This window comes from Bacillus sp. RC240, from assembly GCF_044907945.1.
GTDB classification, from domain to species: domain Bacteria; phylum Bacillota; class Bacilli; order Bacillales; family Bacillaceae_G; genus Bacillus_A; species Bacillus_A mycoides.
In genome coordinates, this window is record NZ_JBIYCT010000010.1 from 67,295 (window position 1) to 87,975 (window position 20,681).

Annotated in this window: 19 protein-coding genes; 9 read left to right on the top strand and 10 right to left on the bottom strand. The window is 34.4% G+C overall.

Features of this window, described 5'->3' with window-relative positions:
• Positions 1-104: 104 nt before the first annotated feature.
• Both ABH955_RS24120 and ABH955_RS24125 read left to right on the top strand, forming a co-directional pair.
• Positions 105-1,070 (top strand): ABC transporter substrate-binding protein, encoded by a 966-nt coding sequence (locus tag ABH955_RS24120; RefSeq protein WP_404491758.1) that lies wholly within the window; start codon positions 105-107, stop codon positions 1,068-1,070.
• A gap of 379 nt (positions 1,071-1,449) precedes the next feature.
• Positions 1,450-2,799 (top strand): peptide MFS transporter, encoded by a 1,350-nt coding sequence (locus ABH955_RS24125; protein ID WP_061674012.1) that lies wholly within the window; start codon positions 1,450-1,452, stop codon positions 2,797-2,799.
• A gap of 42 nt (positions 2,800-2,841) precedes the next feature.
• Here ABH955_RS24125 and ABH955_RS24130 read toward each other — a convergent pair whose 3' ends face one another.
• Positions 2,842-3,021, bottom strand: coding sequence for an acid-soluble spore protein H (locus ABH955_RS24130; protein ID WP_002010492.1), 180 nt, complete (start codon positions 3,019-3,021; stop codon positions 2,842-2,844).
• A 207-nt stretch (positions 3,022-3,228) separates the two neighbouring features.
• The gene (locus ABH955_RS24135) at positions 3,229-3,516 is read right to left on the bottom strand and encodes an ArsR/SmtB family transcription factor (protein WP_001075217.1); all 288 of its coding nucleotides are present in this window, start codon (positions 3,514-3,516) and stop codon (positions 3,229-3,231) included.
• 498 nt (positions 3,517-4,014) lie between these two features.
• On the opposite strand from ABH955_RS24135, the gene ABH955_RS24140 reads away from it, so the two are divergent.
• Together ABH955_RS24140 and ABH955_RS24145 are read left to right on the top strand one after the other, a co-directional pair.
• Complete coding sequence (locus ABH955_RS24140) at positions 4,015-4,443, top strand: TlpA disulfide reductase family protein (protein WP_080001734.1); 429 nt, start codon at positions 4,015-4,017, stop codon at positions 4,441-4,443.
• Positions 4,444-4,646: 203 nt separating this feature from the next.
• Positions 4,647-6,266: a lactate permease LctP family transporter gene (locus ABH955_RS24145; protein ID WP_113937886.1), complete on the top strand. Its 1,620-nt coding sequence runs from the start codon at positions 4,647-4,649 to the stop codon at positions 6,264-6,266.
• A gap of 38 nt (positions 6,267-6,304) precedes the next feature.
• On the opposite strand, the gene aspA is transcribed toward ABH955_RS24145, so the two are convergent.
• From aspA to gloA2, 3 genes are all read right to left on the bottom strand, one after another.
• Complete coding sequence (aspA, locus tag ABH955_RS24150) at positions 6,305-7,738, bottom strand: aspartate ammonia-lyase (RefSeq protein ID WP_002029742.1); 1,434 nt, start codon at positions 7,736-7,738, stop codon at positions 6,305-6,307.
• A gap of 181 nt (positions 7,739-7,919) precedes the next feature.
• Positions 7,920-9,218 carry a hemolysin family protein gene (locus ABH955_RS24155; RefSeq protein WP_404448609.1) on the bottom strand — a complete coding sequence of 433 codons (1,299 nt, stop codon included), beginning with the start codon at positions 9,216-9,218 and terminating at the stop codon, positions 7,920-7,922.
• Positions 9,219-9,328: 110 nt separating this feature from the next.
• Positions 9,329-9,715: an SMU1112c/YaeR family gloxylase I-like metalloprotein gene (gene gloA2, locus ABH955_RS24160; RefSeq protein WP_404448611.1), complete on the bottom strand. Its 387-nt coding sequence runs from the start codon at positions 9,713-9,715 to the stop codon at positions 9,329-9,331.
• A 91-nt stretch (positions 9,716-9,806) separates the two neighbouring features.
• On the opposite strand from gloA2, the gene ABH955_RS24165 reads away from it, so the two are divergent.
• From ABH955_RS24165 to ABH955_RS24175, 3 genes are all read left to right on the top strand, one after another.
• On the top strand, positions 9,807-10,985 hold the full coding sequence (locus ABH955_RS24165) for a NupC/NupG family nucleoside CNT transporter (protein ID WP_113937884.1): 1,179 nt from the start codon (positions 9,807-9,809) through the stop codon (positions 10,983-10,985).
• Between the two features lie 186 nt (positions 10,986-11,171).
• A complete protein-coding gene (locus ABH955_RS24170; protein ID WP_242310844.1) occupies positions 11,172-12,188 on the top strand; it encodes an LCP family protein in 1,017 nt (338 codons plus the stop codon).
• A gap of 234 nt (positions 12,189-12,422) precedes the next feature.
• Positions 12,423-13,685: a VanW family protein gene (locus ABH955_RS24175; protein ID WP_113937882.1), complete on the top strand. Its 1,263-nt coding sequence runs from the start codon at positions 12,423-12,425 to the stop codon at positions 13,683-13,685.
• A gap of 54 nt (positions 13,686-13,739) precedes the next feature.
• On the opposite strand, the gene ABH955_RS24180 is transcribed toward ABH955_RS24175, so the two are convergent.
• Together ABH955_RS24180 and ABH955_RS24185 are read right to left on the bottom strand one after the other, a co-directional pair.
• Complete coding sequence (locus ABH955_RS24180; RefSeq protein ID WP_016097207.1) at positions 13,740-14,012, bottom strand: hypothetical protein; 273 nt, start codon at positions 14,010-14,012, stop codon at positions 13,740-13,742.
• Between the two features lie 15 nt (positions 14,013-14,027).
• Positions 14,028-14,546: an RNase A-like domain-containing lipoprotein gene (locus ABH955_RS24185; protein ID WP_002125157.1), complete on the bottom strand. Its 519-nt coding sequence runs from the start codon at positions 14,544-14,546 to the stop codon at positions 14,028-14,030.
• Between the two features lie 400 nt (positions 14,547-14,946).
• Here ABH955_RS24185 and ABH955_RS24190 point away from each other — a divergent pair, with 400 nt between their 5' ends.
• Positions 14,947-15,495 (top strand): TVP38/TMEM64 family protein, encoded by a 549-nt coding sequence (locus ABH955_RS24190; RefSeq protein ID WP_113937881.1) that lies wholly within the window; start codon positions 14,947-14,949, stop codon positions 15,493-15,495.
• 63 nt (positions 15,496-15,558) lie between these two features.
• Here the strand turns inward: ABH955_RS24190 and ABH955_RS24195 are convergent, their stop codons facing one another.
• The 3 genes from ABH955_RS24195 to ABH955_RS24205 form a co-directional block, all read right to left on the bottom strand.
• The gene (locus ABH955_RS24195; protein ID WP_113937880.1) at positions 15,559-17,259 is read right to left on the bottom strand and encodes a M4 family metallopeptidase; all 1,701 of its coding nucleotides are present in this window, start codon (positions 17,257-17,259) and stop codon (positions 15,559-15,561) included.
• Between the two features lie 168 nt (positions 17,260-17,427).
• Positions 17,428-17,559 (bottom strand): quorum-signaling peptide NprX, encoded by a 132-nt coding sequence (gene nprX / locus ABH955_RS24200; protein ID WP_002174820.1) that lies wholly within the window; start codon positions 17,557-17,559, stop codon positions 17,428-17,430.
• A gap of 2 nt (positions 17,560-17,561) precedes the next feature.
• A complete protein-coding gene (locus ABH955_RS24205) occupies positions 17,562-18,833 on the bottom strand; it encodes a tetratricopeptide repeat protein (RefSeq protein ID WP_016101848.1) in 1,272 nt (423 codons plus the stop codon).
• Between the two features lie 199 nt (positions 18,834-19,032).
• On the opposite strand from ABH955_RS24205, the gene ABH955_RS24210 reads away from it, so the two are divergent.
• Complete coding sequence (locus ABH955_RS24210; protein WP_078178067.1) at positions 19,033-20,496, top strand: nicotinate phosphoribosyltransferase; 1,464 nt, start codon at positions 19,033-19,035, stop codon at positions 20,494-20,496.
• The last annotated feature ends 185 nt before the right edge of the window (positions 20,497-20,681 follow it).

A 20,681-nucleotide genomic window follows, 5' to 3' on the forward strand; every position in this document is an offset into this window, starting at 1 on the left:
CATTGTCAATGATAATGAGAATTATTTTCATTGACAAATGGACCATGAAGTATTACTATCATGCTTGCTATTGAAAAAACTTCTCAGTATGTAGGGGGTACATAATGAAATTTATGCGAAAGAACTCGTTTACAGTATTTGTATTTTTACTAGCCTTTTCATTACTTTTAAGTGCTTGTGGAAAATCAAATACTAAAGAGGAAACAAAAGAAGATACGAAAAAAGAAATGATTAAGGTTGAACATGCAATGGGTAAAACAGAAGTTCCTGCTAATCCAAAACGTGTAGTTATTTTAACAAATGAAGGAACTGAAGCTTTACTTGAGTTAGGGGTAAAACCAGTTGGTGCTGTAAAATCTTGGACTGGTGATCCGTGGTATCCACATATTAAAGACAAAATGAAAGATGTAAAAGTTGTTGGTGATGAAGGACAAGTTAACGTTGAAACAATTGCTTCTTTAAAACCTGACTTAATTATCGGTAACAAAATGCGCCACGAAAAAGTGTACGAGCAACTAAAAGCAATCGCACCTACTGTGTTCTCTGAAACATTACGCGGTGAATGGAAAGATAACTTCACATTTTATGCAAAGGCTTTAAATAAAGAAAAAGAAGGTCAAAAGGTTTTAGCTGATTACGAAAAACGTATGAAAGATTTGAAAGGCCAACTTGGCGATAAAGTAAATCAAGAAATTTCTATGTTACGTTTTATGCCTGGTGATGTTCGTATTTATCATGGCGATACATTCTCTGGTGTTATTTTAAAAGAACTTGGATTTAAACGTCCTGGAGATCAAAACAAAGATGATTTCGCCGAACGTAACGTATCTAAAGAGCGTATTTCGGCAATGGATGGCGATGTATTATTCTACTTCACATTCGATAAAGGCAATGAGAAAAAAGGTTCTGAACTAGAAAAAGAATATATAAACGATCCTCTCTTTAAAAACTTAAATGTAGTAAAGAGCGGAAAAGCATACAAAGTTGACGACGTTATTTGGAATACAGCTGGTGGTGTAATGGCCGCTAACTTACTACTAGATGATATTGAAAAACGCTTTGTTAAATAATTTTATTCTAACCAGCTCCCTCTTTTATGGAGCTGGTTTTTTCATTTCACTGAAGTGTCACATTATTTCATTTTGTATTTTTATTACCGATATGTTATATTATAAAAGTAAATATAGTTTATTTTCTCTATATCAGAATAAATATTCTAATCTAAATTTTCTGATTTATCACTATTTTACTTTCTTTTAGAATTCAATTACTACATTTGAAAACGCTTATTATCTTGTTTTCAGGGAAAAATACAATAACGGTTGAAGAAAAATAGATTTTTTCAGAAATTTTCTTGCTATTTCCATATAATTCTATTGACTTCTAAATATTTTGTGAATTAAAATAATTACATAAATATCCGTTATACAGGATTAGGGGGAAACAAACATGGATGCAGCTTTAAAATTAGACAAAGCTGGAGAGCAACAATCACCAAAAAAACATCCACCAGGATTATATTTGTTGTTCTTTACAGAAGCATGGGAAAGATTTAGTTATTACGGAATGCGTGGCTTATTAGTTCTTTATTTAACAACGAGCTTAGTAAGTGGCGGTTTAGGATTTGATAAAGCAGTTGCAGTTCAAATTTACGGTATTTTCACAATGCTTGTATATTTCACACCGATTATTGGTGGCTGGTTAACTGACCATTTCATTACGAAACGACATGCCATTACCATCGGCGGTATCATTATGGCGATTGGTAACTTCGTACTATTTTCAATGAACACGAAAACTGGACTATTTTTAGGATTAGGATTATTAGTTATCGGTAACGGATTCTTCAAACCAAATATCTCGACTTTACTAGGTCAATTATATAGCGACAACGATTCTCGTCGTGATAGTGCCTTCACTATCTTCTACATGGGAATTAACTTAGGAGCTCTTATCGCTCCATTCATTTGTGGTTACTTCACAGATTATAGATACGGTTTCTTAACAGCTTGTATCGGTATGATTATTGGACAGATTGCCTTTAATTTCTTAGCACCTCGTTACTTAGGGTCTATCGGAACAACTGTTGTCGGTAAAAAATCTAAAGAACAAAATGCAAAACCTATTGAGAAAAAACCTTTAACAACACAAGAGAAAAAGCGTACAACTGCAATTTTAATTTTAACTTGTTTCGTTGTATTCTTCTGGGCAGGATTTGAACAAGCTGGTAGTTCTTTAACACTTTACACAGATAAGTTCGTGGATCGTACAATTGGTGGATTTACAATTCCAACACCTTGGTTCCAATCTGTAAACCCACTATTCATTATCTTACTAGCATTACCAGTTTCTGCATTATGGATTAAACTTTCAAAAACAAAAAATGGTGATTTAAAAATCCCTACAAAAATGGCTTTTGGTATGATTTTACTAGGAATCGGGTACTTAGTTTTAACTTTAGCTGTTCTAAAAACTGGTAGCGATGAAGGTAACATTACAATGAAAGCAAACTTACTATTCATTGTATTCACTTACATGTTCCACACAATCGGTGAATTATTCTTATCACCAATCGGATTATCTATGGTAAGTGCAATCGCACCTCTTAAATTAGCATCTTTATTAATGGGTGTATGGTTAGCTGGTACTGGCTTTGCAAACTTATTAGCAGGACAATTAGCTGCTTTCACTCAATCTTTAGGATATTTAGAAGTATTCGCAAGCATCGGTGTTATCGTAATCGTGCTAGGATTAGTACTTCTTATGTTCTCTAAGAAAATTGCACATATGATGGAATAGTGAATAAAAAAGACGCTTCTACAATTAGAAGCGTCTTTTCTATTACATCTCTTCTAAAGCCGTCACATCCACGTGAACGCTCTCTCCTGGGTTGGATACGTCATACACTTGAGCACTACCCTTCTGCTCATCACAGCTCTCAATCCATACGGGGACTCCCTCGTATGTAACATCAATTCTACTTGAAGAAGATAATATCTGTTTCACACGTTTTACATCCATTATATTATTCCTCCTTTGGCTTACAACACTCCTTTCTATCTTTTCATATCCCTTCAGAATATATTCCGTCAATTTAGTACTTCAACCGATAGTTTGTTTCTTTCTAACGCGCTAATATATACGCTCTCAAATCTTCCTATTATTAGATCCTTTCCAAATAAAAAAAGACGTATATTTCACACGTCTTCTTTCCGTAATATTCAAAAATTAAGAAAATAATGTTTTTACTACTTCACTTACTTTATCGTTATGAATTTGATAGTACACTTCTAACCCGCGTCTCTCAAAGCGTACTACTTTATTTTGTTTTAATTTCGTTAAATGCTGCGAAACAGTTGATTGCGGAATTTCTAATACCTCTTGTAATTGTGTTACATTACATGTTCCACGCTGCATCAGTTCCATTACTAAACGTAGACGAAGTGGATGAGCTAATGCTCTTAACATCTGTACGTCTTCTTCTGAAATACGACAGTCAAATTGGTTTTGGTTCATAAAATTCCCCTCATTTTCATTTTTTATTTTCTTTTTATTTATTTATATATCTGTTCTTATATTTCCTGTTACGACATAACTTTATCAACCTATAATGCTGAGAAAATTTTCCGACTTTTATCAGCACACAGTTCAAGAAAAAATCCCACCTGATTTTGAATATTATACTATATGATACAATAAAAAAGCAAAACAAAGGGCTAGCAATACTTTGCTTACAAACGTTGTTTTATCAGGCTTTTTGTTATATTTTCACCTTACTGAAATGTACAGTAATGATATTGTAAAATATCGTCCATAATTGATAACCTATCGTAAAGTAATTTGACCATATTTAACCACTTTGTTACGATAAAAAGGAAATTTAAGTAAGGAGGATGATGTAATATTAAAAAATGGTTTATTATTGCGTTAATTAGCATTGCGGTTGGCTGGACTATTATCGATCACTTCCTATTAGACAACAAAGAAGATATAGCTTCAAAATCAAACACCCCCATTGGAACTGAAGTTGGCAATGTTGCCCGCAATTTCCTTCTAGAAACAACCACTGGTCAAGAAGTTCGTCTTACAGACTATAAAGGAAAAAAAGTAATATTGAATTTTTGGGCAAGCTGGTGTGGTCCATGCAAAATAGAAATGCCTGATATGGAGAAGTTTTATCACGATACTAAAGATATGGGGATTGAAATTGTCGCTGTAAATGCGACAGCTACTGAAAAAGACCCGAACAATGTAAAACAATTTCTTGAAGAAAACAAATATACCTTTCCCGTCCTATTAGATCAGAAAGGACAGGCAAGTGCCGCATATCAGATTATCAGTATTCCAACATCTTTTGTCATCGATTCAAACGGTGTCATTCAATATAAGCATGTAGGACCAATGACATATGAAAAAATGAAAGAATATGTAAATAATTTATAAAAGCGTAATCAAATCAATTTGATTACGCTTTTTGTCTACTTTATGAACAAAATGTTACTTTTAATACTATTATGGAATAATTATACTTTTTCACGTTGACAATAGTGTTGAAGGAGAATATACTAAGCATGTAAGTTGATTGTGAATAGTTTCACAAATAATGTGAATTTCTTCACATATAATAGATAGGAGTTGTCATTATTATGAGTACTTGGACACAAATTTATGACCCATTAAACAATATTTGGTTATCTGCACTAATCGCAGCACTCCCAATTTTTTGCTTCATTATTTGTTTAGTGGGATTCAAAATGAAAGGTTACATGGCTGGGCTTTATAGTGTGATCGTCGCTATTATTCTTGCTATATTTGTTTATAAAATGCCCGCAACTGTAGCTGTAGCATCTGCCGGATTCGGTGTTTTATCTGGATTTTATCCAATTTGTACTATCGTTATCGCAGCTATCTTCCTTTACAAATTAACTGTTAAAACAGAACAATTCAATGTCATTCGTGATAGCATTTCAAGTATTACAAATGATCAGCGTTTACAAGTATTATTAATCGCTTATTCTTTCGGTGCTTTCTTAGAAGGCGCAGCTGGTTTCGGTGTTCCAGTTGCTATTACAGCTGCATTACTTGTAGGTATGGGCTTTAATCCATTAAAAGCAGCAGGTATTTGCTTAGTAGCTAATATCGCTGGTGGCGCTATGGGTGCTATGGGTATTCCAGTTACAGTACCTGCACAATTAACTGGGCTAGATGCATTAACTGTCGGTCGTCAAGCTGTTTACATTTTGCCATTCATTAGCATTGTTTTACCGTTCTTACTTGTTTCAATGGTAGATGGATTTAAAGGCATTAAAGAAACTTGGCAAGGTATTCTTGTAAGTGGTGTTTCTTTCGCAATTACTCAGTTCCTTGTGACTTACTTCTTAGGCGCTGAACTTACTAATATTTTCGCAGCAGTCGTAAGTATGGTCGCTCTTACATTATTCTTACGTGTTTGGCAACCAAAATCTTCTGCTAAAGAAGAAAAACAAGAAGAAAAAGAATCTCATACATTCAATCAAATTTTATATGCTTGGTCCCCATTCGTATTCTTAACTGCATTTGTAACAATCTTTAATTTAAAACCAATTAAAGCTTTATTTGCTCCGGATGGTCCATTGGCAAACTTAGTATTTAACATTCAATTCCCTGGTCTTCATAATGCGGTTATGAAAACTGCACCAATTACAAAGGCTGATACACCTTTCGCAGCGATTTTCAAACTAGATGTATTCTCTTCTACAACTACTGCGATTGTATTAGCAATCATCGTTTCACTTATCGTCTACCGTGTAAACGGCAAAATGATTAAAGAATTAATGATCGAAACAATAAAAGAACTAAAAGTTCCAGTATATACAATTTGTAGCGTTATCGCTTTAGCTTACGTAGAAAACTACTCTGGTATGTCATCTACACTTGGACTTGCATTCTCTTCTACAGGAAATGCATTCCCAGTTCTTTCTCCAATCTTAGGATGGATTGGCGTATTCATTACAGGTTCAGTCGTATCAAGTGGTTCATTATTCGCACCACTTCAAGCAGTAACTGCCGATCAGTTAAACATCGTACCATCTACTCTCGTTTCATTAAACGTAGTTGGTGGTACAATCGCAAAAATGGTTTCACCACAATCTGTAGCAGTTGCTTGTGCAGCAGTTGGACTAGTTGGTCAAGAATCTGCTCTATTTAAAATAGTAATGAAATATAGTTTAATCTTCTTAGCTATTATTAGCTTACTTCAATTAAACGCTGTATTTAATATCTTCTAAAAAAAAGCACCGATCCAAATGGATCGGTGCTTTTTACATTACATTTTTTTAGTCTTTAATAAAGAAGCACCAGCAATTTCAGGATGCGTCATTTCGTATGGATCCAAAATAATATCAAGCTCTTCTGCTGTAAGTACACCATGTTCTAAACATAGCTCCCTAACAGATTTTCCTGTCGCAATTGCTTCACGTGCAATGCGAGAAGCTGCTTCATAACCAATATGAGGATTCACTGCTGTAATAACTCCAACACTTTTTTCAACATATTGCTTAAGCAACTCTTCATTCGCTGTAATTCCCTTTATACAGTATTCACGGAATACACGGAAACCGTTATTCATAATACTGATGGATTGAATTAAATTAAATACTAATACCGGCTCCATTACATTTAACTCTAATTGTCCAGCTTCTGACGCTAAGCAAATTGTATGGTCATTTCCAATTACTTGGAAAGCAACTTGGTTAATTACTTCTGCCATAACTGGATTTACTTTCCCCGGCATAATAGATGAACCTGGTTGACGAGCTGGTAATTGAATTTCCGCCAACCCAACACGTGGACCAGACGCCATAATACGAAGGTCATTTGCAATTTTAGACATATTCATCATACATACTTTTAGTGCTGCAGATACTTCTGTATATGCATCTGTGTTTTGCGTCGCATCAACTAAGTGCTCTGCACCAACAAGAGGGAAACCACTAAAAGTTCGTAAATGCTTCACAACTTGTTCTATATAAGTAGGGTTTGCATTTAATCCCGTACCGACAGCTGTCGCACCCATATTAACTTCGTATAAATGTTGACGAGACTGTTTAATTCTTTTTATATCACGCTCTAGCACTCTGCTATATGCTTCAAATTCTTGTCCAAGGCGAATTGGAACTGCATCTTGCAAATGCGTACGCCCCATTTTAATAACGTGATCAAATTCTTTTGCTTTATCATGAAAAGCAGAGTGAAGTTCTTCCATTGTAACAAGAAGTTCTTCCAGCATCATAAGAGTTGCTATATGAATCCCAGTTGGGAACGCATCATTTGTTGATTGGGCCATGTTCACATGAGTGTTTGGACTAATTTTCGCATATTCACCTTTTTCGTATCCCATACGTTCTAGCGCTCTATTAGCAATTACTTCATTAGTATTCATATTAATTGAAGTCCCTGCTCCGCCTTGAATCGGGTCTACGATAAATTGATCATGGAACTTTCCATCAACAATCTCTTGTGCCGCTTCTGCAATTTCTTGTCCGATATCTTTAGCTAAGTAACCTGTATCTATATTCGCAAGCGCTGCCGCTTTTTTTACAATTGCCATTGCCGTAATGAGTGACGGATGAATGCGGTATCCTGTAATAGGAAAGTTTTCTACGGCACGTAATGTTTGTACACCATAATAAGCTACACTCGGTACTTCCTTTTCACCTAAAAAATCTTTTTCTATACGTATATCCTTCGTTGCTATCATTTTTCATCACCTATACTTTTCATTCTAAATCCTTATCTAAAGAATTCGCCCTATAAAATACGAGTATCATTAAATGAATTCTTCAGTATCCACTTTCACTATATAGCACCTTTTTTGAAAGCGCAAACATTTATTTTTCTATATATACTTTTTATTAAAGTTTATATAATAGAAAATCCATTCATTCTTCTACTTTCTTTATTTCAACTCGCTTAATTTGATGCATATCCTTTTCAAGAACTTTAAAAGAAAAGCCGTGTTTTTCAATAATATCTCCTTCAGCAACGATTTGCTTTTGTACCATAATCCAACCACCAATTGTATCAACATCATCAGCGACCAAATGTATGCCAAATAAATCATTTACTTCGCTAATAAGCACTTTCCCCTCTACAATTTTACACACTTCACTTATATGTTCTATAGGTGGATGCTCATCTTCATCGTATTCATCTCGGATTTCTCCAACAATTTCTTCTAAAATATCTTCCAATGTAACAATCCCTGCTGTGCCACCATATTCATCATATAATACAGCTAATGGAATGTGCCTTCTCTGCATTTGCAATAGTAAATCATGGATTGGGATATTTTCTAACACTTCAATAACTGGACGTGTATATGGTGTAATCGAACACTCTTCATCTCGATTACCATCCATATAACGAATAAATAAGTCCTTTACATTAACCATCCCAATAATTTCATCTTTATCTTCACCAAATACTGGATATCTCGTATATTTTTCTTGTGCGATTACTTTAATATGTGTCTCAAACGGCTCATCTTCATATAAGCCAACAACTTCAGTACGAGGTACCATAATTTCCTTTGCTACCCTGTTATCAAATTCAAAGATGTTATTCACATATTTAAATTCAGTTTGATTAATCTCGCCACTCTCATAACTCTCAGACAAGATTAATCTTAGTTCCTCCTCAGAATGCGCAACTTCATGTTCAGAAGCAGGATGTAAACCAAATAAGCCTGTCACAAATCGTGCAGAGCCATTTAAAGCCCAAATAAATGGATACATAACTCGGTAAAAATAAATAAGGGGCTTTGATAATAATAAGCTAACTTGCTCTGCTTTTTGGATTGCAAAAGTCTTTGGAGCGAGTTCACCAATTACAACATGTAAAAACGTAATAACTGCAAATGCAATAATAAATGAAACTGTACTTGTAATTGCAGGAGATAAATCCAATTTTAAAAACAGCGGTTCGAGTAAATGTTTAATCGTCGGTTCTCCTAACCACCCGAGCCCTAAAGCAGTAATCGTAATTCCTAACTGACATGCCGATAAATACTCATCTAAATTTGAAGTTACTTTTTTAGCTGCCAATGCGCCTCGTCTTTTTTCACTAACGAGTTGATCGATACGACTGCTACGCACCTTTATGATTGCAAACTCTACAGCTACAAAGAAACCTGTTAGCGCAATAAGAACAGCTACCATCAATAATTTTAAAATATCCACATATGTCCTTTAGCTTTTCTTAGCTAAAGTTACACCTCCTTTAAATAAAGAAGTTTCACTTTAGTTTCTTCATTTGCTTGAAAGCAACCCTATATAAAATTCACCAATTTTTAGCCCTCATACAATTCTAATGGCAAACCGTCAGGATCTTGGAAAAAGACGAATTTTTTTCCCGTTATCTCATCAACACGTATCAATTCCGTCTCAACATCGCATTGGTTTAAATGTTTAACAGCATCTTCTATATCAGTAACCGCAAAAGCTAAATGTCTAAGTCCAGCAGCCTCAGGAAAGCTTGCGCGGTCAGGCGGACTTGGAAATGAAAATAATTCAATTTGATACTCTCCTCCTACACATAAATCTAACTTATACGAATTTCGTTCCTTTCTATATACTTCATTCTTCACTTTGAAACCTAATATTCGTGTATAAAAATCCTTTGACACTTCATAATTTGAACAAATAATTGCAACGTGATGTACTCTACATATATTCATGATTCCTCTATTCCTCTCTTTACCAAACATGCATATTCTCACTTTAAATGAAAAACATATATATCAGAATATCTCTTTTAGGGGGCTTATTATGAAATTTATCACTTTTTTCGTTGGACTTATCGTTGTTTTTCTCCTTGCCTACATCGCTAGTAACAATAAAAAACATATTAAATTCAAGCCAATTTTCATCATGCTTATTATACAGTTAATTTTAACCTATTTATTATTAAATACAGAAATTGGCCTCATCCTTATTACGATAATTTCCAACTTGTTTACAAAGTTACTCGACTATGCTGCATCTGGTATAAATTTTGTATTTGGAGGTCTTGCAAACAAAGGTGAAATGCCATTTTTCCTTAATGTATTATTACCGATTGTGTTTATTTCCGTCTTAATTGGTATATTACAACATTTCAAAATACTACCATTATTTATTCATTGGATTGGTTTCTTTCTTAGCAAAATAAATGGTCTTGGGAAATTAGAATCTTACAATGCCATCGCTTCCGCTATTGTCGGCCAATCAGAAGTTTTTATTACGGTAAAAAAACAATTAGCTCAAATCCCAAAACATCGACTTTATACACTTTGCGCCTCTGCTATGTCTACCGTATCTATGTCCATTGTTGGTGCCTATATGACGATGATCGAACCAAAATATGTAGTAACCGCACTCGTTCTGAACTTATTTAGCGGTTTTATTATCGTACTCATTATTAATCCTTACGACGTTAACGACGACGAAGATATTTTAGAAATAAAAGGTGAAAAGCAAAGTTTTTTTGAAATGCTCGGAGAATACATCCTTGATGGTTTTCGCGTAGCAATTGTCGTCGGCGCTATGCTCATTGGATTCGTCGCATTAATGAGTTGTATTAATGACCTATTCCTCATTATATTCGGCATTACTTTCCAACAACTAATAGGCTATGTATTCGCCCCTATTGCATTTCTTATCGGCGTACCAAGTTCTGAGATTGTCACAGCTGGTAGCATTATGGCAACAAAGCTTGTAACAAATGAATTTGTAGCAATGATGGATCTTAGTAAAATTTCCAGCACTCTCTCTATCCGTACAGTTGGTATTATTTCTGTCTTCCTCGTTTCTTTTGCCAACTTTTCTTCCATCGGAATTATTTCCGGTGCTGTAAAAGGGTTAAACGAAGAACAAGGAAATGTTGTTGCCCGGTTCGGCTTAAAATTACTATACGGAGCTACTCTCGTTAGTATTCTATCTGCAATTATTGTAAGTATTATGTTGTAATTAGGTAAAATTTTATCATTTTCTTATCCTTATCTTTTGTATACAATAACGAATAGATGTCTCATAAATAATCGAGACATCTATTTTTTATACATGTACAATCCATTTTATTTAGCGTAAAATATTTTTTATGTGTTTTAATACGCTTCTAGATATATACACTTTGATAGTTTTAAAGGAGAACAAATGATGAAATCCGACGTTAACAAAAATAATCGAACCACAAAAAAACAATTAAAGAAAAAACGCCTACTTTGGTTCATTCTCATTCCATTACTTATTGTAGCAATGGGAGCAGGAGGCTATTCCTTCCATATATACAGTAAAGCAAAATCTGTCTTAAGCAATGCCTATTCTGAACTCGGCCGGGGAGATAAATCCAGCAAACGTGAAAAAGCTGTTAAACCTATGACTGACAACATTTCTGTCCTTATTATGGGTGTTGATGAAAGTGATATCAGGGAAAAAGGTTACGGAAAAGCAACTCGTACGGATGCATTATTACTTGCAACAATTAATAAAAATGATAAATCAGTTAAACTTGTCAGCATTCCACGTGACTCACGCGTCTACATTAAATCACGTGATAAATATGATAAAATCACACACGCACACGTATTTGGTGGTGTAGACAGCACAATTGATACAGTAGAAAACTTTTTAGATGTCCCAGTTGATTACTATGTAAAATTTAATTTCAAATCCTTTATCAAGATCGTTGATTCTCTAGGTGGTATAACTGTCGACGTTCCCGTTGAGTTCACAGAACAAAATAGTAGCGATGAAGCAGATGCAATTCACCTCAAAAAAGGACGTCAACATTTAAATGGAGAAGAAGCACTTGCACTAGCTAGAACTCGCCATATTGACAGTGATTATATGCGCGGTCAACGACAACAACTTGTTTTAGAAGCTATTGCTGAGAAAGCACTATCTCTCAATTCCATTAATAAAATCGGAAGCCTATTAGATGCTGTCGATACAGACTTAAAAACAAATTTAACTTTTGATGATATGATGACTATTGCAAAAAATTCAATGGATTCAAATTTAAAAATGGATAAATTGCAAGTGGAAGGTACTGATAAATATATAGGTGGTATTTATTATTACGTTCCAAACGAAAAGAGTGTTAATGATATATCGACAACACTTCAAGAACATCTCGGTGTTACGAATAAAAATGAGCATAAAAAATTATAATAAAAAGGCTGCTAGATTTTTCTAAGCAGCCTTTTTATTATAATTTTCAACATATTTCTCATTCATATTGTGACAAAAAGAGACAATTATTACAGCAGTGTAACATTTTTTATGAAAACATTACACACGTAGTGAAAATAATAGTATACTAGGACGTACATAATGTTATTTTCATCATTTTTATACAAAAAATGTAATACATATATTTATACAAATTTTTCTGGGGGGAAATAAATGAAGCTAGGCAAAATCCTGATCGGTTCCGCTATCGCTGGTGGCATATTACTTTGCGTTGGTGGTGTTGGTGGATATCAATATGTATCCAAATTAAATAATCAACTAAATACAACTGCACTACCAAACACTACATTTGAAGGTATTTCTCTTGATGGAAAAAATAAAGCAGCTATTCAAGCCCTTGTTAATCAAAAGGTGAATGAATTAAATCAAAAACCTCTTAACTACGTATTCCAAAATGATAAGCAAAATTACACGTGGAAAGATTTAGGAGTAGATTATAAAGAGAAGGATATTGTCGACAATATCTTTAAAGAACAAGAAGGGAACGTAATGAATCGTTACAACATGCGTAAGCAAGCTGAAAACGGTGAAGTAAAACGTGACTATAAATTAACACCACAATTAAATACAACAACTTATGAAACCTTTATAAAGGATAAATATAATGAAACATTAAAAAATCCTGTCAACGCCGAATTAAGTGTTGAAGGCTCTACAGTAAATATTAGCCAAAGTCAAACTGGGGAAAAAATTGATAAAGGAAAATTAACCGATTTAACAAGCGCAGCTATTACTTCTGGCACATCCGATGTTGTATTACCAGTTACACTAATAAAACCTGAACGTTCTACAGAAGATATACAACAAATGGGGATTAAAGAAGTGATTGCTGAATACTCTACCCCAATGGCTGGCCGTAATGGAAATCAGTCCTATAATGTAAATAAGTCAGCTAATACTTTAAGTGGAGTTATTGTAGCACCTGATGAAACGTTTAGTTTTAATGGCCGTGTTGGCGTAACTGATGCTGCACATGGTTATAAATCCGCAGCAGTATATTCACAAGGTAAAGTTATACAAAGTGCAGGCGGAGGTGTTTGCCAAGTAAGTAGTACTTTATACAGCGCAGCTTTAAGGGCAGATTTAGGAATTGTTTCTCGAAGCAATCATTCTATGCCCGTAAATTATTTACCACTTGGGCAAGATGCAGCAGTAGCAGATTATGGTCCGGATTTAAAATTTAAAAACAATACAGGTAAGCATATTTACATTCAAGCATTTTCAAATGGCGGTAGTATTACTACACGTATTTTCGGTACAAATACTGGTAAAAATGTTGAAGTTTCTTCTCAAGTAGTTAGTAATACTGGTGATAAAATAACAGCGGTTACGTATAAAAAAGTAACACAAAACGGTGAAGTACTCTCAAATGGACAAATTTCAAAAAGCGTATATAAAAGTGCCCCAAAACAATGAGATAATATCAAACGGACAAATTTCAAAAAGCGTATACAAAAAGGCGTGATCTACTCACGCCTTTTTCTTTTGCAATAATAGTAAAAAATTTTCCAGATGATCTTTCGTTTCTTCTAAAGACCACACACGATTGCCTTGCTTCGCAGCTAATACGCACGCTTCTTCCCACGCGTTCTTTTTCTTCATATTTACTAATTCATCGCGTAATTTCAAAACAATCTCTTCGTCCTCTTGCTCTATAAACTCTTCCATCACGCTTACTATTTCATCCTCATGAATACTTAACGTACAGTACGATTTAAGAAAGTATTGTAATGTTGGATACATATATACTCCCCCCCTTTATTTATCTGATGGATAAGAAGTAATAATCTTAAATCCTAGATTTCCTGATTTATCTCTCGCTAAAACAGTAACAGTCTTTACTAGCTTGTCTTTTACATTCATATTTTTCTTTATTACTGTTTTTCCAACTGGGAATGAATGAGTTGTATTCAATACAAGACGAGCCTCTTTAGAGTTTTTCAACCAATCCTGAATTTCTTTATCATGTTGTTTTAAACTATCTTTCACAGCCTTTGTCGCTGTTTCCTTATCATAGTATGTACTTGCCGCTGAAACTTTATCTGTCTTCAAACGATTCTTCAAATCCTCTTCCGATTTGCCTACATGCCTTTCAATCGTATGACCATTTTTAGGTGGCCCTTCCATTTCATCTAAAATATTATCACTAATTTTTTCTACTGATGTAGAATGATCCTCTTTTGGTTTTTCTGTTTTTTGTTCTTTTCCTGCACATCCACTTAAAATCAGCATTAGTGCCAATAAACTACTCAAGAAAAGACTACTTAATCGTTTCATCGTATCACCTCTTCCATGATTATTATCGTAACTCCACTAAAAGTCAATTTCACAAAGAAAAAATGTATACGGTTTTAAAATCCTCATTCATTTTGCTATATTTTCCACCCCCCCTTTCATCAAATCACTGTTTTTCGCCCTTCTTAAAATATACCCCCATGTTTTTATAATTATTTCCCGAATGAAAACACCAATCAAAACACTCCACGAGCCCTTTAAATATAGGATTTTCGGAGTGTTTTTCAAATAAGTTAAATATACCCCTGTTTTTATATACCCAATACCTACATAAGGTATATAAACAGCTTTCTATCAACTGTTTTCTACATTATGTAAATTTGCACTTGCCTATACAATAGAAATATGGTGTAATGCAAAAAAAGATAAAGGATTTTATAAAATGGTTGAAACAATTCAAAACTTCTTAACAGATTATTATTCAATCGCAATTCCACTTAGTATCTTAATCAACATCATCATCAGTCTTTTAGGTTTTATCCCTAGTATTTTTTTGACCGCTATTAATATACAACTCTTCGGTGTAACAAATGGTACAATCATTTCGATCACAGGCGAGGCATTAGGGGCTATTATCTCGTTTTATATTTATCGTATAGGCCTTCAAAGGTTCACTCACGATAAAGTAAATAAGTATCCAAAGGTAGAGCGCCTTCTTTACGTAGAAGGCAGGGAGGCATTTCTACTCGTCCTATCTTTTCGTTTTATTCCTTTCATTCCGTCCAGTATCGTTACTTTATTTGCAGCTCTAGGCAAGATGTCATTACTCTCTTTCAGTATTGCCAGCACAATAGGGAAAATACCGGCCTTATTGATTGAAGTATATTCTGCATATCATGTCATAAACGGAACAAATGAAGCGAAGTGGATTATAACAATCGCGGGTTGTGTTGGATTATTTTATTTGTGGAAAAAATGGAGAAAAAAATAAAGAAGGAGCCTATGCTCCTTCTTTATTTTTGAGGTATTTTATTAATAACTATCCCTTAAAGCCTTAGTTTACACCAACAGCACTAAATGATTGCTTAACTGCTGCTACTTCTGCAGAGCTAGCACCATATAAATCAGCTGCAGCTTGTACTGCACCAGCACGAGCTTGACTAAATGTAGTAGATTGCGTGAAATACTGTGTATTTGCACGGTAGTAAATCGCACCTAATTTATCTTTACCGATACCAGTTACAGTTACACCAGAATGCGTACCACCATTTGCTAATAAATAAGCTTGTTTGTTAATAATACCACTGTTTGTATGAACGCCACCGTTATCACTTGAACCAGTGTAACGCTTAGAATAATGGTCTGGATCACCATATTTCGTTGGATCACTCATAGAACGCAGTGCATCTCCTGCTTTACCAGGCGTGTAAATATCTTCACCAATCTCCCAATCCGGGTTACGGTTATCATAGAATTCTACTAACGTACCAAAGATATCAGAAATTGCTTCATTTAATGCTCCTGATTCATTTTGATAAATTAAATTCGAGCTATTTTCCGTAACTGCATGCGTTAATTCGTGACCAATTACGTCAATACCACCAGATAATGAAGTGAATGTTACACCATCACCATCTCCGTATACCATTTGTGAACCGTTCCAGAATGCATTATTATACTTACTTCCGTAATGAACAGTTGATTTTAATGGTGCTCCTGCATCATTAATAGAATTTCGGTTAAATGTATCTTTATAGTAATCATATGTTTTACCTGCATAGTAATGAGCATCTACTGCTGCTGCATCATACGCTGCATTGAAAACATTATCTGCATCTGCCCATAATGTTCCTGGTAACGTCGAACGATTTTTCGCATCATATGTGAAAATTGTTGCTCCGCGCGTATTATCTTGCAAGTAGTAAGATGATCCAGATAACGTTGTATTAAGCGATTTCGTATCTCCTAATACACCTTTACCAGTTCCTACTTTATTCGTTCCTGTTACAGGCTTTATAACCGCTTTCGCATCCTGTTTAGGAGCATCTTGTTTAACAGGAGACTTATCATCATTTGTTACATGATCAATTGTATTAAACTTATTTAATACTTTACCGCTTTCCGCCTCAATGAAATAGTAGTAATTTCCTGGGCTTGGATCTAAGAAGTTTAGATTTACAACGTATGCATATGTCGTTTCTTCACCGTTTTGATATACATATAAGTCCGCTTTTGGTTCTACCTCATATTTAGGTGTTACTCCTAAATCTTGCTGCGCGATTTCAATTGCTTTTGCGCCTTCAATCTTATTTTTGTTTTTTAACTTTTCCTTTTTGTCTAAATCAGGCGCAACTGTTCCAGACAATACCTTTAAAGAACCATCTTTACTTACGTGAGCTACTTGAGTAGATCCCCATACAGGTACTCCCTCGTAAACTTGTTGCATACGTACTACTGTTGAATCAGTTACAGCGTCTTTTTTCACTTGTTTCACTTTGAAAGAATCTTGCGCACTCTTTTCCCCTAACTTATAATCACCTTTTGCCGCGTTTAAGTAATCAAACACAACAGATTCCGCTTTCTTACCAGTCGCTCCAGTTAGATCACCAGAAATAAACTCAGGTGACTGTACCGTCTCATTGTACTTCTTAGTAGAGAGTACATTTTTAGAATCCGCAAATGCAGAGCCTGTCCCTCCGAACGTAGTAACTGCCATTCCTGCCGCTAACACTAACGCTAAACTCTTCTTTTTCATCTAACATTCCCCCTAATAAAAAATTTTTGAAAAAGAGTAGTTTCATATTATCATTATGTTTCCACTATTAATATACTAAAAATTCAAATAATTGTTTTCTCAAGTTTTGTAGAATTTTCGGGAGCAAATATTGAGAAACCCCTTTCCGTTTGGAAAGGGGTTTTTTGGTTATGAATTAATTTGTTGAACCGTTTTAGCTTGTTGACCAACGATATCAGGTTTACTACTATACTGATGTATTCCTCCAGCAACTGTAAGAGTTACTATAAACGCCAATACTCCAAATACCATCTTTTTCATTTTCACTCCTCCTTATTATCATTCATCAAATCAATAACTAACCTATAATATCGATTACTTTCCTCAAATCTCGATAAACTAGCGAAATGTTCTGCGAGTTCAACGTATACTTTCTTTAATTCTATTTTATTTCCCGCAGATTTATACAAAGGAATAGCCTCATTTTCCAAAAATACTTTATAATCTTTTGCTTCTTCAAAATGTTTATATCTAAGAATTAAAAGCAAATATAACTTTGCATTAAATCTCTCTTCTTGTTTTGCTGCAACAATTCCCTTATCAATCCATTCTTTTGCCTCTTCTAATTCTTCTAATTTAATGCATACTAATGCCAGTTCATATATTGTATCTAGATAGTTTAAATCTACTTGTTTTTGAAGTTGCAGACTATCCAAATAATATTTCTTCGCCTGCTGATATTTGCTTTTTTTATAATATATACTTCCCATATTGCTTAAAGTAATAGCTAAAAGTACATCCTTATCCGCAAAAGATGTGGCCTCCCTCAATATACTCTCATACATTCTTAAGGCCTCTTCATACTGACCTTTTTCTGTGTAACTTACTGCAATAAGTATCTGGCAATTAATTATATTTCTAAACTTATATTCACTACGAAATCCTTCTAATGCTATATTCACAAAATGAATTGCAAGGTGATGAATATCTAAATGAGTATATGCAAGCGCTATATTATAGTACATACCCGTTTCATGATACCCTTGTTCCTTGGCCATTACTTCTGTTTTTAATAAGTGGTCTAGTCCATCCTTCCATCTATACTGCAAACAGCACAATAACCCTCTACTGTACGTATATAATAACTTCTGAAATGGAGAATACTTTTTGTAGACTTTCTTTAATCTCTCTAATTCTTCTTCAATTGCAGATATATCCCTTTTCATAATTAAATAACGTGTATACAGCAGTTTATAATAATTTATAATTTCAAAATCCAACACATGCTTCATTTCACCTTGCAACTCTTCGTATATGCGCTCTACTTGTTGCTTGTCCAAATGAACTAATGCATTCAACCACTCGTCCAACTTCACCTTCACATCTTCTTCTACATCTCTCAAATCCGTCACAGCAATTTCTAGTCTTGTGCAGAGCAATTGTAGAATTTCTTCTGATGCTTCAATCTTTCCATTTTCGATCTTACTTAAGTATGAGACAGAACAAATGCCCTGACATAATTCTTCTTGTGTCATTTTTTGCTGTAGCCGTTTATAAAAAACTTGCTTGCCTATTTTTTCTAATGTTTGTTGCATTGTCCTCCTCCATTCTCATTACCCCCATTACTCTAATAATACATAAAATCTTGAGAAATATAAATTGATAAATGTAAATTTTCTAAAAAATATGCATTATTTCATTTTTTTCTCCCTTGACTTCAATCCCCTATTACTTCTTTGCTACGGAAGGGGGAAAATTGGTATACTATAACCAAATTGCGGAGGTGTTTTCACAATGAATCATTATAAAGACGATAGTTACGCCTTACATACAGATTTATATCAAATCAACATGGCTTATACATATTGGAAAGATGGTATTCATACTCGCCGTTCTGTTTTTGATCTATACTTTCGAAAGCTTCCATTCGAAAACGGCTATGCTGTTTTTGCTGGTCTTGAAAAAATTGTAGAGTACATAGAAAATTTCAGCTTTACCGAAAGTGACATCGCTTATTTAGCAGAGCTGCAATTTGAAGAAGACTTCCTTCATTATTTACAAAACATGAAATTTACTGGCACGATTCGTAGTATGCAAGAAGGCGAAGTTGTTTTTAATAACGAACCATTATTACGTGTTGATGCACCGCTTGGCGAGGCACAAATAATTGAAACCGCCCTCTTAAATATTGTAAATTACCAAACATTAATTGCTACAAAAGCTGCACGTATGAAGCACGCTGCAAATAATGATGAGCTTTTAGAGTTCGGTACAAGACGCGCTCATGAGTTTGATGCTGCCCTTTGGGGAACACGAGCTGCCTTTATTGGTGGGTTTTCATCTACAAGTAACGTTCGCGCAGGGAAACGCTTTGGCATCCCTGTAGCTGGCACACATGCCCATTCTTTCGTTCAAGCATATCGCGATGAATATGTTGCATTTAAAAAATATGCTGAAACACATAAAAAATGTGTATTTCTTGTCGATACATACGACACATTAAAATCTGGTGTTCCAAATGCGATTCGTGTTGCAAAAGAGTTCGGGGATCGTATCGATTTTTATGGCATTCGCCTTGATAGTGGTGATATGGCATATTTATCAAAGGAGGCCAGAAAACAACTTGATGCAGCTGGATTTACAAACACAAAAATTATCGCTTCTAGCGATTTAGATGAATATACGATTATGCACTTGAAATCTCAAGGGGCAAAAATTGATGTATGGGGTGTTGGTACAAAGCTGATTACATCCTTTGAGCAGCCAGCATTAGGGGCCGTTTATAAACTAGTCGCTATTGAAGATACTGACGGAAAATTAAATGATACGATTAAGATTTCATCTAATCCTGAAAAAATTACAACCCCAGGACTTAAACGAATTTATCGTATTATTAACCGTGTTAACGATCATGCAGAGGGCGATTATATTGCTTTAGAGTCAGAAGAACCCGGAAAAGAAGAGCGTTTAAAAATGTTTCATCCAGTTCATACATATATAAGTAAATTCGTAACAAGCTTTGAAGCACGCGAACTGCATCAAGATATTTTCATTAACGGTAACAGAGCGTATGAATTACCTAATATATTAGAGATTCAAAAGTATAATGAACGCAGCCTCTCACTATTTTGGGAAGAGTATATGCGAACTTTAAACCCAGAAGAGTACCCTGTCGATTTAAGCCAAGAATGTTGGGATCATAAAATGAATTATATTCAAACTGTTCGAGAACAAGTTGAAAAAAACATACAAAAATAAAGTGAAGCTTTAATTAGTGGGGTTTTGTCCCTCCCCCACTTCTCCATTTTTCAATACTATATAGATATTTGCAAAAAATATATTAAAATAATAAGAAGAATATTGTTTTTTATAATTTTATATATTACATTATTTAAAAACAAAATAATATTTGATGTTATTTTCTTGAGTCAATTTCAACAAAA

Bases quoted from the DNA above. Each gene is read 5' to 3' on its own strand.
- ABH955_RS24210 (WP_078178067.1), top strand. From the start codon at position 19,033: ATGAATCATTATAAAGACGATAGTTACGCCTTACATACAGATTTATAT.
- ABH955_RS24125 (WP_061674012.1), top strand. From the start codon at position 1,450: ATGGATGCAGCTTTAAAATTAGACAAAGCTGGAGAGCAACAATCACCA.
- ABH955_RS24190 (WP_113937881.1), top strand. From the start codon at position 14,947: ATGGTTGAAACAATTCAAAACTTCTTAACAGATTATTATTCAATCGCA.
- ABH955_RS24180 (WP_016097207.1), bottom strand. From the start codon at position 14,012: ATGTATCCAACATTACAATACTTTCTTAAATCGTACTGTACGTTAAGT.
- ABH955_RS24185 (WP_002125157.1), bottom strand. From the start codon at position 14,546: ATGAAACGATTAAGTAGTCTTTTCTTGAGTAGTTTATTGGCACTAATG.
- ABH955_RS24175 (WP_113937882.1), top strand. From the start codon at position 12,423: ATGAAGCTAGGCAAAATCCTGATCGGTTCCGCTATCGCTGGTGGCATA.
- ABH955_RS24135 (WP_001075217.1), bottom strand. From the start codon at position 3,516: ATGAACCAAAACCAATTTGACTGTCGTATTTCAGAAGAAGACGTACAG.
- aspA (WP_002029742.1), bottom strand. From the start codon at position 7,738: ATGATAGCAACGAAGGATATACGTATAGAAAAAGATTTTTTAGGTGAA.
- ABH955_RS24205 (WP_016101848.1), bottom strand. From the start codon at position 18,833: ATGCAACAAACATTAGAAAAAATAGGCAAGCAAGTTTTTTATAAACGG.
- ABH955_RS24165 (WP_113937884.1), top strand. From the start codon at position 9,807: ATGAAATTTATCACTTTTTTCGTTGGACTTATCGTTGTTTTTCTCCTT.
- ABH955_RS24195 (WP_113937880.1), bottom strand. From the start codon at position 17,259: ATGAAAAAGAAGAGTTTAGCGTTAGTGTTAGCGGCAGGAATGGCAGTT.
- ABH955_RS24130 (WP_002010492.1), bottom strand. From the start codon at position 3,021: ATGGATGTAAAACGTGTGAAACAGATATTATCTTCTTCAAGTAGAATT.
- gloA2 (WP_404448611.1), bottom strand. From the start codon at position 9,715: ATGAATATATGTAGAGTACATCACGTTGCAATTATTTGTTCAAATTAT.
- ABH955_RS24170 (WP_242310844.1), top strand. From the start codon at position 11,172: ATGATGAAATCCGACGTTAACAAAAATAATCGAACCACAAAAAAACAA.
- nprX (WP_002174820.1), bottom strand. From the start codon at position 17,559: ATGAAAAAGATGGTATTTGGAGTATTGGCGTTTATAGTAACTCTTACA.
- ABH955_RS24120 (WP_404491758.1), top strand. From the start codon at position 105: ATGAAATTTATGCGAAAGAACTCGTTTACAGTATTTGTATTTTTACTA.
- ABH955_RS24145 (WP_113937886.1), top strand. From the start codon at position 4,647: ATGAGTACTTGGACACAAATTTATGACCCATTAAACAATATTTGGTTA.